16 protein-coding genes are annotated in these 17,194 nt (G+C 46.6%); 11 read left to right on the top strand and 5 right to left on the bottom strand.

Features of this window, described 5'->3' with window-relative positions; genetic code table 11:
* Positions 1-93: 93 nt before the first annotated feature.
* Complete coding sequence (locus tag ACR1R9_RS13580) at positions 94-1,596, bottom strand: carboxypeptidase M32 (protein ID WP_433923429.1); 1,503 nt, start codon at positions 1,594-1,596, stop codon at positions 94-96.
* A gap of 255 nt (positions 1,597-1,851) precedes the next feature.
* Here ACR1R9_RS13580 and ACR1R9_RS13575 point away from each other — a divergent pair, with 255 nt between their 5' ends.
* From ACR1R9_RS13575 to ACR1R9_RS13540, 8 genes are all read left to right on the top strand, one after another.
* Positions 1,852-3,459, top strand: a complete 1,608-nt coding sequence (locus ACR1R9_RS13575; protein ID WP_076288317.1) for an ABC transporter substrate-binding protein — start codon at positions 1,852-1,854, stop codon at positions 3,457-3,459.
* A gap of 92 nt (positions 3,460-3,551) precedes the next feature.
* Positions 3,552-4,502: an ABC transporter permease gene (locus ACR1R9_RS13570; protein WP_076288318.1), complete on the top strand. Its 951-nt coding sequence runs from the start codon at positions 3,552-3,554 to the stop codon at positions 4,500-4,502.
* 16 nt (positions 4,503-4,518) lie between these two features.
* A complete protein-coding gene (locus ACR1R9_RS13565) occupies positions 4,519-5,442 on the top strand; it encodes an ABC transporter permease (RefSeq protein WP_433923430.1) in 924 nt (307 codons plus the stop codon).
* Positions 5,420-6,436: an ABC transporter ATP-binding protein gene (locus tag ACR1R9_RS13560; protein WP_433923431.1), complete on the top strand. Its 1,017-nt coding sequence runs from the start codon at positions 5,420-5,422 to the stop codon at positions 6,434-6,436. The genes ACR1R9_RS13565 and ACR1R9_RS13560 overlap by 23 nt, the downstream gene beginning before the upstream one ends.
* Positions 6,414-7,403 carry an ABC transporter ATP-binding protein gene (locus ACR1R9_RS13555; protein WP_433923432.1) on the top strand — a complete coding sequence of 330 codons (990 nt, stop codon included), beginning with the start codon at positions 6,414-6,416 and terminating at the stop codon, positions 7,401-7,403. The genes ACR1R9_RS13560 and ACR1R9_RS13555 overlap by 23 nt, the downstream gene beginning before the upstream one ends.
* A 15-nt stretch (positions 7,404-7,418) precedes the next feature.
* Positions 7,419-8,672 (top strand): M20 metallopeptidase family protein, encoded by a 1,254-nt coding sequence (locus tag ACR1R9_RS13550; RefSeq protein ID WP_433923433.1) that lies wholly within the window; start codon positions 7,419-7,421, stop codon positions 8,670-8,672.
* Positions 8,665-10,371 carry a M28 family peptidase gene (locus ACR1R9_RS13545; RefSeq protein WP_433923434.1) on the top strand — a complete coding sequence of 569 codons (1,707 nt, stop codon included), beginning with the start codon at positions 8,665-8,667 and terminating at the stop codon, positions 10,369-10,371. Before ACR1R9_RS13550 ends, ACR1R9_RS13545 begins: the two co-directional genes overlap by 8 nt.
* A 58-nt stretch (positions 10,372-10,429) precedes the next feature.
* Positions 10,430-11,194 carry an SDR family NAD(P)-dependent oxidoreductase gene (locus tag ACR1R9_RS13540; RefSeq protein ID WP_433923435.1) on the top strand — a complete coding sequence of 255 codons (765 nt, stop codon included), beginning with the start codon at positions 10,430-10,432 and terminating at the stop codon, positions 11,192-11,194.
* 43 nt (positions 11,195-11,237) lie between these two features.
* On the opposite strand, the gene ACR1R9_RS13535 is transcribed toward ACR1R9_RS13540, so the two are convergent.
* Positions 11,238-12,167, bottom strand: a complete 930-nt coding sequence (locus ACR1R9_RS13535) for a LysR family transcriptional regulator (protein ID WP_079694381.1) — start codon at positions 12,165-12,167, stop codon at positions 11,238-11,240.
* Between the two features lie 242 nt (positions 12,168-12,409).
* Between ACR1R9_RS13535 and ACR1R9_RS13530 the strand changes: the two genes are divergently transcribed.
* The 3 genes from ACR1R9_RS13530 (at position 12,410) to ACR1R9_RS13520 (ending at position 15,469) form a co-directional block, all read left to right on the top strand.
* Positions 12,410-12,997, top strand: a complete 588-nt coding sequence (locus tag ACR1R9_RS13530) for a TetR/AcrR family transcriptional regulator (RefSeq protein ID WP_099854444.1) — start codon at positions 12,410-12,412, stop codon at positions 12,995-12,997.
* 63 nt (positions 12,998-13,060) lie between these two features.
* Positions 13,061-14,542: a DHA2 family efflux MFS transporter permease subunit gene (locus tag ACR1R9_RS13525; RefSeq protein WP_076288859.1), complete on the top strand. Its 1,482-nt coding sequence runs from the start codon at positions 13,061-13,063 to the stop codon at positions 14,540-14,542.
* Between the two features lie 273 nt (positions 14,543-14,815).
* On the top strand, positions 14,816-15,469 hold the full coding sequence (locus ACR1R9_RS13520) for a hypothetical protein (RefSeq protein WP_175382683.1): 654 nt from the start codon (positions 14,816-14,818) through the stop codon (positions 15,467-15,469).
* 93 nt (positions 15,470-15,562) lie between these two features.
* Here the strand turns inward: ACR1R9_RS13520 and ACR1R9_RS13515 are convergent, their stop codons facing one another.
* The 3 genes from ACR1R9_RS13515 to ACR1R9_RS13505 all read right to left on the bottom strand — a co-directional run bounded on the left by ACR1R9_RS13515 (position 15,563) and on the right by ACR1R9_RS13505 (position 17,174).
* Positions 15,563-16,321: an alpha/beta fold hydrolase gene (locus ACR1R9_RS13515; protein ID WP_433956459.1), complete on the bottom strand. Its 759-nt coding sequence runs from the start codon at positions 16,319-16,321 to the stop codon at positions 15,563-15,565.
* Positions 16,300-16,533 carry a hypothetical protein gene (locus tag ACR1R9_RS13510; protein ID WP_433923436.1) on the bottom strand — a complete coding sequence of 78 codons (234 nt, stop codon included), beginning with the start codon at positions 16,531-16,533 and terminating at the stop codon, positions 16,300-16,302. The genes ACR1R9_RS13515 and ACR1R9_RS13510 overlap by 22 nt, the downstream gene beginning before the upstream one ends.
* 107 nt (positions 16,534-16,640) lie before the next feature.
* Positions 16,641-17,174: a DUF1572 family protein gene (locus ACR1R9_RS13505; RefSeq protein ID WP_326064376.1), complete on the bottom strand. Its 534-nt coding sequence runs from the start codon at positions 17,172-17,174 to the stop codon at positions 16,641-16,643.
* Positions 17,175-17,194: the final 20 nt, after the last annotated feature.

Here is a 17,194-nt window from a genome sequence, read left to right as displayed (position 1 = left end):
AACAAGTCATACAACATTCCATTTAAAAAAATGATACACCAAAAAAGCGAGGATCAATCCTCGCTTTTTTTATTTTGCAGAATCACAGAGTCATTACAACTCGTAGAGCTGCTCGTATTTTTCCGTTAAGTAATGAATTAATGGAGCGGTATCAATACTTTTTCCGGTGATGGACTTGATTAGCTCGTCCGCCGATCTTGATTTACCAAATTGATGAATATGAGTTGTTAGCCATCCGGTAATTGTCTCAATATGATCTGATTCAATCAAATGATCATAATCGGGAAGTTCGCGGCGGATGACTTTGTGTATTTGTGCAGCATAGACAAACCCAAGTGTATAGGAAGGGAATAATCCAAATCCGGCGCTCCAGTGTCCATCCTGTAAAATGCCTTCCAGATGAGTCGGGGGACGAATGCCCAGATATTCCTCATATTTATCATTCCATGCTTCAGGCAATCCTTCGTAATCCACTTCTCCAGCAATAATGGCTTGCTCCAACTCATACCGAATAATGAGATGCAGGTTGTAGGTAAGTTCGTCGGCCTCAAAACGGTTAAACGACGGTTTTACTGCATTTAAAGCAAAATAAAAGTCATCCAAACTCACATGGCCAAACGTTTCAGGTTTGATTTTTTGCAAAATAAAATAGTTGTTTTCCCAGAAGCCTTTATGTCTGCCAATGAATTTCTCGAAAAAGATCGATTGGGATTCATGAATGCCGTACGAAGTGAAGATCCCAAGTCCAGTATGTATCAGGTTGGGGTCAATATTCTGTGTATAGAGTGAGTGCCCTCCTTCATGTAAAGCACTCCACAAGGAAACGCGAACGTCATTTTCAACAAATTTGGCTGCAAGACGTGCATCGTAAGGATTGATGGCAGAACTGAATGGGTGCACGGTTGAACCGAATTGCCCGGCATCAAAGTCGTAGCGAATGGCTTGTAACAGCTCGATCCCAAGCTGCCGCTGCTGTTCAAGTGGGAAGGGATGGTTGAATATGGATGTGTCCGGTTGCTTAGCGGAAGAGGTGACGCGACGGATCAGTGGTATAAGAGCAGATTTCAGCTCACTGAAAATGCGATCCAACGTTACTTTGTCCAGGTCAGGATCAAACTGCTGTACGAGTGGATCGTATGCATGCTGCTCGTATCCCCAGTATCCGGCAAACTTCAAGCTTGCATCGAAGATCTGTTTCAAATGCGGAGCGAAAATGGAAAAATCATTGGCAGCTCTGGCTTCCAGCCAAGCGGCGTTTGCAAGACCTTGCTGCTGTACAAATGCCTGATATTCCCCTATTGGAATGGCGCTCCAGCGTTTATACGTTTTCCAATGCTCTGCAATAATTCGCTTGGATAGCTCATCAAGGTCCTCTTGTTGTGCTGTTTCTTCTAATCGCGAACCGAAATCAGAATCGGTCTGTAACTTGAATAGTTCTCCAGCCAATGTTGCTTTGGCTCGTGCGGCGTAGGATGCGCCCTTTCGAGGTGCCCCTGTGCGAGCATCCCAGGCAAGCAGGGTTTGTACCTGTTTATAATGTTCGATCTTCTCGATATGTGCCGCAAGTGCAGCATCCAAGCGTTGTATTGTTGTCATGTTCATGACTCCTTCCAGATAAAGGATGAAATTTAAGTTGTATATTACCATCGGAATAGTTGGAAGTACAGAGAATCACGCTTTTTCGTAGATTACAAAAAATGAATTAACACATTAGGATTGCTTATTTTACAAAAGACCTCTGTTCCCTTAGCCTGAAAATACCAATTTTCACTAATCCGACATGAACACTTGTATATCATTCAGGGCAGTGAAATTGGATTTAACATTATGCATGAGAGCGAGAGGGGTTACATGATGAGAAAACATACCAAGCCTGCTTTAATGATGATTCTGGCATTCCTGCTTCTGGCAGGTTGCGCTTCAGGTGGAGAGGGCCAGCAGAGTACACAGGCCTCTTCAACAACCGGTGAAACTCCAGCACAGCAGACATCGGCAGAAGGCAAGACAGGCGGGGCACTGAACATTGGCTATCCAACACAACCAGTTACACTGGATGCACATGTGTCTTCCAATACAGCGGTCAAGGATATTTCACGCGAGATCTATGAGCAGCTGGTAACGTTGGATAAAAATGCACAGGTCATTCCGCTGCTGGCAGAATCCTATGAGATTAGCGACGACAAGTTATCCTATACATTCCATCTGCGCCAAGGTGTGAAGTTTCATAATGGCAAGGAACTGCACGCGGAGGACGTAGTTGCTTCATTGAATCGCTGGATCAAACTGTCAAGTCATGGTAAAGCGAACTTTGTGGGTGCCGAGGCCAAAGAAACGGACCCATATACCGTCGTACTTCAATTGAAAACACCATTTCTGCTAACACTGCAACTTCTTGCTGATCCGATTCCAGCAGCGGCGATCTACCCGAAAGAAGTAGTTGATGAAGCAGATGATAAAGGTATCAAATCATTCATCGGTACAGGTCCGTTTCAATTGGAGGAGTGGAAGCAGGATCAGTATATTCATTTGAAAAAATATGACGATTACTCCGCCCGTGCCGAGCCGAGTGATGGAGCAGGTGGAAAAAAGGAAGCGCTGGTCGATGACCTGTACTTCCGCTTCGTAACAGACGAGTCAACCCGTCTTGCCGGGATTACTTCCGGGGAATACGACATTGCGCTGAATATCTCTGTGGATAATGAACAGCAGATTGCGGACAATCCCGACTTGCAAACCTTCCTCAGTCCGGGAGGCATGATTGGATATTTCTACAACAGTAATGACGGCTTGTTCAAGAACGTCAAACTTCGGCAGGCTGTCAATGCCGTTCAGAATGTGGATGACATACTGACATCGGCTTTCCGTGATCCACAATTTTATGTGAAGACATCCTCTCTGGTTCTACCGGAATATCCGAACTGGTATTCGGAAGCAGGCAAAGAATCGTACAGCCAAGCTAACGCGGATAAAGCAAAGCAACTGCTTCAGGAAGCAGGCTATAACGGCGAAGAAATCAAAATTTTCACGACGAGAGATTATGTGGATCAATATAACGTGGCGGTTGTTTTGCAGCAGGAGCTGGAGTCGATTGGCGTCAAGGTCAAGCTGGATGTCTATGATTGGCCTACTTTGCAGGAAAAACTCGGGACAGGCACAGGATGGGATATCTACCCGATGAGTTATGCGTTCCGGCCTACGTTCTACCAGTATGCATTTTGGGGAGGGGGAGCAGGGCTGCTGAAAAGCGAAAAACTGAGCGAGCTACTTCAAGGAATTCGGACGTCCGATTCAGTAGAGGCCGCAAGGCCGCTCATTGACGAATTGCAGCAATTTGTATGGACCGAAGTTCCATTCTCTCAGATCGGGCACACCAAACAGGTTACAGCGCTATCGAAAAATATCAGTGGTTTCCAGAATATTTTGGGCCCGATCTTCTGGAATACAACCAATAACAAATAGTTAAAAGGAAAGGCAGCGGATGAAAAGGCGTAGCATCGCTACTACAGGAATACGCCTTTCCGTTTGCCATTGGAAAGTGAGGTGGCCCTCATATGGGTGGATATATTGTTCGTCGGTTATTGTCCTTGATACCTGTCCTTTTTGTAGTAGCAATTGTGGTGTTCTCCATTATCCATGTCACACCAGGTGACCCCGCTGCGATTCTGCTGGGTGAAGAGGCAAGCAAAGCCGATATCGATGAGCTAAGAAGCAAGCTGGGCTTGGACAGGCCGATCTATGAGCAATTCGGCATTTGGTTGCTGGGGCTGTTATCCGGGAATTTGGGGGAGTCCATCTTTCTGGACAAACCTGTGACAGAGGCTTTTTTTGAACGACTGGCGCCTACATTGTCCCTTGCGATCATTGCACAGGTGATTGGTGTGTTTCTCGCCTTGTTCCTTGGCATTACAGCAGTCAAGCGAAGAGGGACCATCGTGGACCAATCGGTGATGGGTTTCTCCATGCTGGGAATCTCCATTCCGAGCTTTCTGTTGGGATCACTGCTGGTGATGTTCTTTAGCGTGAAGCTGCGCTGGCTTCCCGTTGCAGGGTATCAACCACTCACAGAGGGTTTGTGGCAGCATATCAAGTATCTGTTGCTCCCTGGCATCGTGCTCGGCATCATTCAGGCAGCGCTCATTACCCGAATGACAAGATCCTCCATCCTGGATGTGATGTCCGGCAATTTTATCAAAACCGCCAAAGCCAAGGGAGTCAAAGAAAAAACGATCGTATATACACACGCGTTACGCGTTGCATTCATCCCTATTCTCACAGTTATTGGGGAATCATTCGGTGGGCTGGTTACTGGTGCTGCGGTAATAGAAACGCTATTCAATATTCCGGGAGTGGGACAGCTCATCGTCAATTCGATAAGCCGAAGAGATTACTCTGTTATTCAGGGTTCCGTGCTGCTGGTTACGGTTGCTTATGTGTTCGTAAATCTAATCGTTGATTTGTTGTATGGTTTGGTCGATCCACGAGTTCGATTAAGCAAGAGATGAAGGAGGTGGAGACAACTTGATAACCAATCCGGATACCACCATCGCTGCGTCAAGACTTCAAAAAGGGAAGAGCAGTCGCATCGCATTCAGACGTTTTATGCATAATCAGTTGTTAACCACAGGGGCGGGAATTCTGCTTGTTGTTGTGCTGCTGGTAATCATCGGGCCGCTGCTTACACCATACGGGCCGTTACAGATTGATCCGGTGAATCGACTTAAAGGGCCCAACTTGCAGCACATATTTGGCACAGATAACTTTGGACGTGATGTATTCACTCGCGCCGTATATGGTTTGCGTATTTCGGTTGCGGTTGGTTTTGCTGTTACGGTCGTATCTTCTTTGATCGGCATGATTGTTGGGCTGTTATCCGCAAGTTATTCGGTGCTGGATCACATCTTTATGCGCATCTGTGACGGTTTGTTCGCTTTTCCGTCCATTTTGCTTGCCATCTCTATTATGGCGGCTCTTGGCCCAAATCCGGGTAATGTCATTATCGCCCTAAGTATTATCTTCATTCCATCGATGGCTCGGATTATTCGTTCCAAGGCGCTGGTCATTCGGGAGTTAACTTATATTGAAGCGTTGCATGCGCAGGGAGCAAGCAGCTGGCGCATTATTTGGATTCATATGGCGCCCAATACGCTGTCTCCGCTCATTATCCAATCCAGCTTTATTTTTGCCGTATCGATCCTGACGGAAGCCTCTCTAAGTTTTCTTGGAGCGGGTATTCCTTCCCCGTCCCCAAGTCTCGGGAATATGCTTTTTGACGGAAAAACAGTGATCTACAACGCTTGGTGGATGACTGTCTTCCCGGGCATTTTCTTGGTGCTCGTTGTACTGGGTCTGAACCTGTTCGGCGATGGCCTTAGAGATCTGCTCGACCCACATACGAATAAGGTGAAAAGGGGGAGACGTCGTGGGAAAACAACCGCTGCTTGAGGTGAAGGACCTGAAAGTGTCCATTTCAACCGAAAAAGGAACCATTCACCCGGTGGAAGGCGTATCCTTCCATGTCCTTGCCGGGGAGACGCTGGGTATCGTAGGTGAGTCCGGTTGCGGGAAAAGCGTAACCGCCGAATCCATTCTCAGACTGTTTGACGAAGATTACGTGGATTACTCGGGTGAAGTCCTCTACGAAGGAACCAATCTCTTAAGCTTATCCAAAAGACAAATGGAACGCATTCGTGGCAATGAACTCTCCATGATCTTTCAAGACCCCATGTCTTCCCTGAATCCGGTTCAGACGATTGGCAAACAAATTGCCGAGAGCTTGAAGCTGCATCAAGACATGAATGGCAGACAGGCGCGTCTTGCTGCCGTGGATCTACTGCGTATGACAGGTATCCCTTCACCTGAAAAGAGGGTGGATGAGCATCCGCATGAAATTTCGGGAGGCATGCGACAGCGGGTCATGATTGCCATGGCACTTGCCTGTAATCCGAAACTGCTTATCGCAGATGAACCGACAACGGCACTGGATGTGACGATTCAGGCGCAAATACTGGAGCTGATCGAAAGTCTGCAAGCGAAGACGGGACTTGGTGTCATCCTGATTACACATGATCTGGGTGTAGTCGCAGAGACGTGTACGAGAGTGGCCGTTATGTATCTTGGACAGGTCGTGGAGGAGGCGAGCGTGGACGATTTATTTTTCAATCCCCAGCATCCGTATACGTCAGGTTTAATGAAATCCATTCCCCGTATTGATGGCGAGCAGCACAGCAAGCTTCATGTCATTGAGGGAACGGTACCCGCGCTGCATCAGGTTCCAACAGGCTGCCGATTCGCTCCAAGATGCGCTTATGCGGATGAACAATGCTTGCGGGCAGCACCTTCCTTGAAACAGGTGGAAGAGAAACATTTGGTACGCTGCTGGTATCCCGGAATAGTAACGATTCAGGAGGAGACACATGAACTCGAAATCATTGGATGAGTCGAAGCCGCTGCTGCAGGTTAGCAATCTGAACAAACATTTCCCTGTTCGATCTTCTTTTGGTAGAACCAAGGGGCAAGTCAAGGCCGTCAACGGGGTATCCTTTGACATCCACCAAGGACAAACCTTTGGCCTGGTGGGCGAATCCGGCTGCGGTAAAAGCACACTCGGGCGGTCGATTCTCCGACTTGTTGAGCCAACATCAGGGGAAGCATTTTATGAGGGCACAGATATTCTGGGGTTAAGCAAAAAAGAATTGCGAAGCTACAGGCAGCATATGCAGATGGTATTTCAGGACCCGTACACCTCGTTGGACCCTCGTAAACGCATCGGTTACTCCATAGAAGAACCGCTGTTAATCCACAAGAAGGGCAACAAACGGGACAGAACGGAAACAGCCATGTCGTTGCTGCGCAAAGTAGGATTCAGTGAAGAACATTACGAGCGGTTTCCTCATGAATTTTCAGGTGGTCAGCGTCAAAGGCTGGGCATCGCCAAAGCGTTGGCCCTTGGACCGAAGCTCATTATATGTGATGAACCCGTATCGGCGCTGGACGTATCGATTCAGTCCCAGGTTATTAATTTGCTGGAAGAGGTTCAGGAGGAGCTGGGCATCTCCTATTTATTCATTGCACATGACCTTAGCGTTGTACGCCATATTGCCGACCGCATCGGTGTGATGTATTTGGGCGAGATGGTGGAGCAGGGGCCAGCAGAAGCTTTATTTGCCGATCCTTTGCATCCTTATACCAAATCATTATTGTCTGCGGTACCGATCCCGAATCCTCGTGCCAAAAGGGAAAGAGTTGTATTAAGCGGTGAGATCCCATCGCCACTTCATCTACCTGCCGGTTGCGTTTTTCATACCCGATGCCCATACGTTATGGAGACATGCCGACAGGTCGTTCCACAGAAACGATTCGTCGCTCCAGACCGTGAAGTGCAGTGTCATTTATACGATGAATAGAGGAGGAATGAAACAATGAGTTTTCGTAGTTCAGCCGAAAAGTGGAAGGACGAAGCTATACGGCTTCGCCGCCATATTCACCAGAATCCTGAGCTTGGTCACCAGGAGTTTGAAACGGCCAAGCTGGTTGCTCAATTTTTGGAGGACGTTGGTCTCGAAGTAGAGACGGGTGTAGGCGGCACAGGGGTTGTCGGGCTTTTGAAAGGCGGACGTGAGGGAAGAACCATTGGAATTCGCGCTGATATGGATGCACTGCCTATCTTAGAGAAGACAGGATTGCCGTTTGCCAGCGTTCGCGAAGGGGTGATGCATGCTTGTGGGCATGATGTGCATACCGCCATTCTTCTTGGAACAGCAGCCGCATTAAGTGAGCACAGGGATGAGCTCCAGGGAACAGTGAAGTTCATATTCCAGCCTGCTGAGGAAGTTCAAGGAGGGGCAACGGATCTGATTGATGCAGGTGTATTGCATAATCCGGAAGTGAATGCGATCATTGCGCTCCACGTGTGGCCGGATTTGCCTGCTGGCAAGATTGGTTTGAGAAAAGGGGCCATGCTGGCAGCGGCAGATGCTTTTGATATACGAGTGACGGGAAAAGGGGGACATGCTGCCTATCCGCATCGAACCATCGATCCGGTCATCATTGCTGCCCAGATTATAACTGCGTTACAAACGGTAGTATCCCGAAACTTGTCTCCGCTTGATTCTTCTGTCATCTCGATTACGAAACTGCAAAGCAATAGCAATGCGTATAACGTTATCGCTGGGGAGGTTCAACTCAGAGGTACCATTCGTACGCACAATCCTGAGACGCGTGAAGCAGTGCCAGTATATATGAAGCGACTCATTGAGACCATTGCGGAAGGGTTCGGTGGAAAAGCGGAATTTGATTACTACCGCGGCGGTTCTCCTGTAATAAACGATGATCATATTGTCGATGTGATTGAACAGGCAGCGGCAGATACCATTGGCCGGGAAGCCGTGGTGTATCTGAAGGAGCCATCCATGGGCGCCGAAGATTTTGGAGCGTATCTCGAATATGTGCCAGGTGCCATATTCCGGCTCGGCACGGTTACAGAAGAAGATGCCCGATCAGAGCTGCCCCTTCACAGTGATTCCATTATTTTTGAAGAGCAAGCGATTGTTACAGGTATATCGGTTCTTGGAGAAGCAGCCATCCGTTACTTGAACCAGAGCAGTGATGATGAAACAAGGGTTGCCCTGAGTGTTTCAGCAGGCAATGAGGAGAGAGGGAATCGACATGACTGAGTTGAAGCAGCAGTCGGAGGTGCACTCCATACTGCATGAGATCGACCGTGATTTCTTGCTTGAATACAACAGACAGATTGCGAAGGAGATTCGTTTATCGGGTTCCGAAGAGGAACTACGGGCATTCCATTATATTAAGGAACAGCTTGAGGATTTTGGGTTGACCACCGAACTTACGTTTGACAAAGCCTACATCAGTATCCCTGTCAGTGCAGAACTTAAGGTCGGCGGCATTTCTTTTGCAGCTATCACGCACTCCATGTCAGCCCAGGCGGAACAGTTGAGCACGCTTTTGAGATTCATAGAGCTAAAGGATTCAGACCAGACCGACTGGGCCAATCAAGTGACAGGTCAAGCGGTGGTCGTTCACGGACTTGCGAATGGTCCCACGATTTATCGTTTGCAGCAGTTGGGTGCAGCAGCGGTCATATTTATCAATAGTGGTGCGTACACGCATGAAATGATCGTTTCCTCCGTGTGGGGAAATCCGACACCAGAGGATGATGGCTATCCGTCTATTCCGGTTCTGTCGGTCAACCATTCAGATGGAGAGCAGATCAAGTCTTTAATCGCCGCGGAAGAAAGAGAGAATGTAGAGATTACGTTGACCGCGGAAGTGCGCACAGACTGGGTGAACATTCCGACCTTGATTGCTGAGATAAAGGGGACGAAAGAACCTGAATCCTTTGTGTTGTTTAGCGGACATGTGGATTCATGGCATTATGGGGCTATGGATAACGGCTCCGCCAATGCAGTCATGGTGGAGACGGCACGGGTATTATCATTGCATCGTAACACGCTGCGGCGCTCCGTTCGGTTCGCATTTTGGTCAGGCCATTCCCACGGCAGATATGCCGGCTCTGCATTATACAGCGATCTTCATTGGGAAGATTTGCACGAAAACGGGGTGCTGCATATCAATATTGATTCCGTGGGCGCCAAGGGAGCGAGTCAGCTCGGTGCAGCCAATACAATGGCAGAGACACGGACACTATGTGCAAATGTCATACGTACCGTCACGGATGAACCTTTTCGCGGTTCTCCATTTGGAAGGTCGGGAGATCAGTCCTTCTGGGGTGCTGGACTTCCGTCCGCTTTTATGGGGCTGTCCTATCAGCCTGAGGGCTGGTTTGGCTGGTGGTGGCATACGACTGAGGATACGCTGGACAAAATTGACGGAGATTATCTGGCACGTGATTGCAAAGTGTACGCAGCAGCTGTCCATAATGCTGCCTCTTCTCCCATTATTCCACTTGACCAGAGACAGGCGATCCGAACCCTTTCCGAACGAGTTGGTTACTACACAGAACTTATCGGAGACAAGCTTGATCTTTCACGCTTAACAAGCAGGATCCAGCAGCTACAGAATGCCACGGACCATTTCTATGACCGGATAGGCTCCACGTCCCTGCCGGATGATTCTGTTACAGAAGCGAACCGAACGATATTGTCACTTAGCAGATGGCTGGTGCCCATCAATTATGTGCGAGGCAGCCGCTATGAACATGACGCCGCAGGCAGTCATTCACTTGTGCCTGCGCTGTCAGACATCGAGCTTCTGGCGACAGCCGAAGTAGGAAGTGAAGCCTTTTTCAGACTCCAAACATCACTTATACGTCAGGTGAATCGGATTGGTTATGAAATAAAGCAGGCAGTGCGACTTGTCGTGGAGGCCGAAAAGAATCTCGTTTTGAATTAACCCAAGTTCAAGCAGCCTGTTTACAGCAAGAACATCATGATATAGAGGAGCGACTGTCATGCCGGAACGAACATTTGCAGGGAAAAGGGTAGTCATTACCGGAGCGGCAGGTGTTTTTGGCCAATGGATTGCACAAGCATATGCCGCCGAAGGCGCGAGCCTTTATTTGTCCGATATCCGGGAGGATGCCCTAAGAAGTACAGTAGACAAGCTGAGGCAGGAGGGAGTGGATGTTCACTGGCATGTAACGAATCTTGTGGATGAACACTCCATTAATGAATTGGTTCAAGTGGTCGAGCAGCAATGGAAAGCGCCGGATATTGTCATCAATAATGCGGGAATATATCCATACCGCACACTCATGAATATGACACTTCAACACTGGAATGAGACGATGGATCTGAATCTGGCAGCGCCATTCCTGCTCACTCAGCATTTTGCCAAACAGATGATTGCGAGCGAAGTAGAAGGTTCCTTCATTAATATAAGCTCTGGGGCAGCTTCCACCGCAGGTGTCGGCATGGGGAATTATTCGGTTTCAAAAGTAGGGATCGAGATGCTGACCAAAACCTTTGCCCTGGAGTTGTCGCCCTATCGCATTCGGGTAAATGCGGTTGTGCCGGGTTATGCACCCGGCAGCGAGGTTAGTGTGATGACGAAGGAGCATACAGAACATATGATCAAAATTACACCGCTAGGCCGGACATCAGGTCCAGATGACGCTCCCCAAGCGATATTGTATCTGACCTCAGACCAGGCTTCATTTATTACAGGCAGCATATTAACGGTTGATGGTGGACGCACGGCAGGCAGACTCAAGTAACAGTTCGCATCCTGAAAATAGAATGGCAGCTGGTGAGTCAGTTTTATGGCATAGCCAGCTGGGAAGGGAGTTCAAATTCAGGAACATATAAATTGCTCTGAAGCAGCGCAGCTCGAATGTCGAGCATGAGCTTTTCGCTCGCGGAACCAAGCGGTATATTTCGCTTACGCAAAATGCCTGCAATGGGCCCAACCTTGAGATCGGCAATTTTTTGGATAACAGTACCGGGAATGGCTGGGCAGATTGTTGCAATCGGAGCAATGGTTATGCCTAATTTGGCTTGTACATAATACTTGTGAGACCGGATATTGCTTATTTCGATTCCCTGATAATCGCTGTCGATTTTCTCGGCCAATAACTGCTCAATGCGGATGCGAATCGGGCAATTAGGGGGTGTGAATAGGAATTGTTGTCCTTTCAGATCTGCCAAATGGATTTCATCACCCTGAGCAAATGGATGTGAATCATACAACAGCAATGCCATCGGTTCAAAAAGCAGCGGTTGAAACTCGGTCTCCATACTCGTCTCAGGAGAAGGGCAGACGGCAAAGTCAAGCTGCTCATCAATTAGCAATTCATTAAGCAACTTACTGTCCCCGATTCGCACGCTGAGCTTAATCTTGGGATTCTGTTTAACAAAAGAAGACAGAATAGCAGGAAGCCGATGGCTGGCTGTTGGCTCGGATACTCCAATTCGTACAAACCCCGCTTGTCCCTGTTGAATGTCTGTGATCGTATTTGTCAAATACTCGTATTCCTTTAAGAGCTGATCGGCTCTGGCGTAAAAAATTTTCCCCGCTTCCGTCAATTTAATCTTTTTGCCTCTATCCAGTAATTTCATACCCAGATCGGCTTCAAGCTTCTGCATATGCAGTGTAATAGCGGGTTGTGAATACTGCAAAGCTTCTGCTGCCTGTTGAAAGCTCCCGAGCTTTACAATCGTTTGAAAGGTCTTGATCATTCGCATTTCCATGGCAAACACCTTTCTATTCATTATTGTAATGATATCAGTATATCATGGTTAATACATACTATCCCAATAGGATATTATGTTTTTAAAATGTTATCAAGGATAATTTGCTCCTGTTCTTTCCGTGCATTGAATTGATAGCGCTATCACAAAAAAAGGCCGAAATATAAGGGTTGACAGTGTTTTTCGAAACGGTTTTAATTATATAGACCGATTGTTATAATTCATTTAAGGATGTGGCTTTATTGAGTGAAAAGTCTAATGCTAGAGAACTAATCGTCAGCACAGCAGCCAGACTGTTTTTTTCACAAGGATATCATGCGACCGGTCTAAATCAGATTATTAAGGAGAGCAGTACGCCAAAAGGCTCGTTATATCATTATTTCCCACATGGCAAAGAAGAGCTCGCTCATGAGTGTATTCAAAAAGCCAATGAAAACATTCTGCAGAAGTTTGAAGAAGTATTTGCTGCTCATGATAATACGGGGGATGCCATTCAGCAATTTATTCATGACTTAGCCATTGAAACGGAGGCGGCAGGGTTTACGGGTTTTCTTCCATTTAGTTTCTGGGCAGCCGTGGAGACCTCGTGCATCAGTCATCAATTGCGAATTGCATGTCAGGACGTGTTTGCAGGATGGCAGCAAATCATTACGAAACATCTGATTTTGGATGGCATAGGCGAAATGAAAGCACAAGAGATGGGACTACTCGTCATTTCCTTAATGGAGGGCGCGTTGATTATCAGCCTGACCAACCAGGACAAACAGCCCTTGCTGACGGCTGCTGATTATTTGTCCGTTGTGGCGAAAAATGCAAAAGAGAAGCAGTAAGCTTCGTAAAGAGAAATAGAAATCGTCAGATTGTTTGAGGAGGATGGGATTGTGGAAGCTGCCATGAAGGCTGGTTCTGTAAAGGATCAACAAGAAACAAAACAATATAAAGTATTTCCGATTTTATTCGCTATGCTACTTAGCGGTTTTATTGGTCTGTTCGGTGAAACTGCACTAAATGTGGCATTGACACCACTTATGGGCTTGCTCGAAGTTGGACCAACGACCATTCAATGGTTAACGACAGGTTATTTGCTCGTTTTGGGTATTTTGGTGCCGGTTTCCGGTATGCTGTTACAATGGTTTTCAACGAGACAGTTGTTCACAACTTCTCTGATTTTTTCGATTGCAGGAACGCTAGTTGCTGCTATTGCACCGAGCTTTGAAATTCTCTTGGTGGCACGGGTATTGCAAGCTGTAGGTACAGCTCTGTTACTGCCACTAATGTTCAACACCATATTGGTTATTTTCCCGATTGAAAAACGTGGCGCTGCCATGGGATTGATCGGTCTGGTTATCATGTTTGCACCAGCAAGTGGTCCGAGTATCTCGGGTCTGATTCTGGCCAATCTGAGCTGGCACTGGATTTTCTGGATCTCCTTGCCGTTCTTCATTATTTCATTGGTATGCGGCTTGCTGTTCTTACCGAATATCTCGAATTTGACCAAGCCCAAAATTGATGTTCTTTCCATTGTGCTTTCCACACTTGGTTTCGGTGGTATCGTGTACGGATTCAGTAGTGCAGGAGGACATGGGGAAAGTGGTGGTGGCTGGACCAGTCCTATCGTTGTAGCCACACTGGTTATTGGAGTATTATCTTTGCTGCTGTTCAGCATCCGTCAACTGAGAATGAAACAGCCGATGATGGATCTGCGGGCATTCAAATATCCAATGTTTACAGTCGGCTTGATTCTGATTTTCCTTTGTATGATGATGATGTTGTCATCCATGCTGATCCTGCCGATGTACCTGCAACAAGGTATGGCGGTTACGGCTCTGACTGCCGGTCTGGTACTGCTGCCGGGCAGCTTGCTGAATGGATTCTTGTCTCCGGTTATGGGGCGTCTGTTTGACAAATTTGGTCCGAAGTGGCTTGTGATTATCGGTCTTGCGATCGTAACTGTTGTACTCTTCTTGTACACAGGAATCACTCCGACAACGACCCTTGGCAAGATTATTACGCTGCATATCTTCATGATGATCGGGATTTCAATGATCATGATGCCTGCACAAACCAACGGCTTGAATCAATTGCCACCTGATTTCTATCCTCACGGAACGGCGATTATGAATACATTGCAGCAGGTATCAGGAGCTATTGGTACAGCTGTTGCGGTAAGTATATTGAGCGCAGGTCAGACACGCTTCTTGAGCGGTGTGACAGATCCGGAGAGTCCAGAGAATCAGTTGGCTGGCTTCACATCCGGTGTACAAAATGCATTTATTTTCGCACTGGTTCTTGCTGTCATTGGTCTGATCATTTCACTCTTCGTGAAACGAGTTAAGGTCGGTGCTCAGCAGGGTCAACAAGGACCTATGCATTAATTGAAAGTCATATTAGTAATGAAACGATGCTCTCTCATTAATAGAGGGCATCGTTTTTTTGTACCTTGACATGAAACGGGTTCCATCCATTAGAGTGAAAATAAAACTGCCAGTCGAATAAAATAAATCTCGATTTTGGAAGCAAATAGTTCATGTTCTGGCGAAATTGTATATGTTCATATGAAATTTTAAAGATAATATAGAGAGTAGATTAATAATAACGGATAGAGGAAAACGTTTTAGAATGTATCTTATAATCAAGGAGACGTCTTTATGAGAATGGTTAAATCAATTCCTGCTAATATTGAACAATTGCTAGATCGATACGAGAAAAATGGTCATCTGACCATGCAAGCTTCACTAATGGGAAAGCAGTCGGTTGTCTATCGTTTACAAGAGTATTGCCTTAAGGTATATACGCCTCGTGGAAAAGTGGATGGAGAATTTGAATGTGACGCGCTCATGTCATTGCAAAACAACCATCATGTTCCCGAATTGTATGCGTACGCTTCGGGGAATTTTGTGCTGACAGAATGGATCGATGGCCTCAATCTGAGACAGTTTCGGATAACATACGGGCACATACCGCACAATCTGATATATGATATGTTTTCAACAGAACTTCAGCAGATTCAGGCGGGTTATCGTGATTGGGATGTCATACGATATGAGAATTTGTTATGGACTGCAACAGGTGAGGTCAAGCGAACTGATTTTTGGCTATGTGAACCTGTCAGTTGTATGCGGTTGCGGGAGCGATTACAACAAGAGATTATTCGAAAGATTGAGCGGATATACAGCGGTGATGGAACTGACATGGAGGAGATCGTGCATTATTTTGATCGACACGGTCTTACGAGCACGGAGGTTCAAGAGGCATTGGCACATTTCAGATCGCTAACACCGAGGATGGCACTGGCACAGTAACGAGTTTAACGAAATAAAAACCCTGACGATTACCAGAATCGTTGGGGTTTTTTCGAAAGAAATTTTACGCTATTTTGCGTTTGTTTAGGAAATCTACTTCTTAACCAGTTCCAATATTTCATTGGCAACAAGATCCGGGTGATATTGATGAATATAATGCTCGGTATCCTTTACAGTTACATGTTTGGAATGTTCCGACCAGGACGTAAATTCAGCTTGGGTTTTATCCCATATCGGCTCACTGGTTCCGAAGTAATCCGCTGTCAGTATGGTTAGTGAAAACGGGAAGGGCTTTTTGTTATCGACGACTACCTTGGCATTGGCTGTCATTTCACGCAGCTCATCCAGAGTGTTCGCATTCCCATAGTTAAGCAATAGAGCCGTGGTATCTATTTTTTTCAGATCATCTGGTACAAACTTCAGGCCGTTGCGATTGGCATTGGAGGCTTCCAGAACAGCGTCAGACTGTAGAGTCAACCGAAACAAACCGGTTTTGATCCGAAATTGGTTCATGAAGCCACCAATCACACTTGCCATATCGTCAGTGTCGTTGGCGTAATATTCCGGACTTCCCCCATCCAACATGACAATACCTTGTACTTCATCCGGATATTTTTGCGCAAATCGGAGCGTTTCCAGCGAACCGAGGGAGTGCCCCACCAGAACGTATGGCGGCTTTTGCCCAGATACCTCTAATAACTCGTGCAATTCATCTGCCACAGTATCCACATCGCGTTTCTTATCGGTCATATCGCTATAACCATAGCCAAAGCGATCATAAACCGCGAATTTCGTGTACGGTGCAAGCTTTTCATAAAGCGGATAATAGTCTACATAAGGATTAGCGGGGATGCAAGGACAACTGTTGCATTTCCTTGACCACCCGTATATAAATGCATATTTTCATCATGTATGCTGTAGAGCTTGCCAGGCGGAATAAATGTTTTCTGATCCTGACGGGTACTCACTTGTTGATAGATAAAGCCCGTAACCAGAAGGAGAAGTAAAGCCACTGCTCCGAATATAAACGTCTTAAATAATCTTCTGCGAAATTTTTTCATCATCTCTCACATACTCTCTCTGTATTTTCTCTATCATATATGCCCAATCTTATTGGAGAGAAAACAGAGTCTTAATTCCACCTTAAATCTACATTTTTTCTATAGTGTGTTTAGTGATACAGTCCGGTGAGATGTTCGTCGCTGGGCTGTAAAAGCTTCGACAGCAATACGATCTGGCCGGTATGGTATCCGTAATGGGAAGAGACCTTTATTAACAGAGAACGTACAAATTTATGCTCATGCGCATCTTTGGCTTCATCCTCACGACGGTTCATACGATTCCAATCGGTCAACTCATAGGGAATGGTCACTTCTCTGGATAAATCCTCCTCTACCAGACTAGATAATATCGCAGTTGATTCTGTTCGCACCTGGTGAAGCTTGGCTAATAATTCCTCCCGACTCAAACCACCATTGGTATTGAACTCAGCAGAGCGTTCCCGGATTAGAGGCTGGTTCCCGATACCTGTCACCAGATTCTGATATTCATTGCCCGCCAAATGCAGACAATAATTCCCCACACTGTTCATACCAGGCTGAAGTCTGGTCCAAATCTGATCCTCGTTCAACCTGTTCAAGCTGGTTTCAATACGTTCTAGCTGCTTGTTCATGTCCTCAACTACGTCATGAATAAGTTTAATCATGATAACATGTCCTCCATTCA

The organism is Paenibacillus taichungensis (assembly GCF_050994985.1).
In the GTDB taxonomy this organism is placed as follows: Bacteria; Bacillota; Bacilli; order Paenibacillales; family Paenibacillaceae; genus Paenibacillus; species Paenibacillus taichungensis.
The sequence above is the reverse complement of the archived record's forward strand: the minus strand, read 5'-3'. Positions and strand labels throughout refer to the sequence as shown.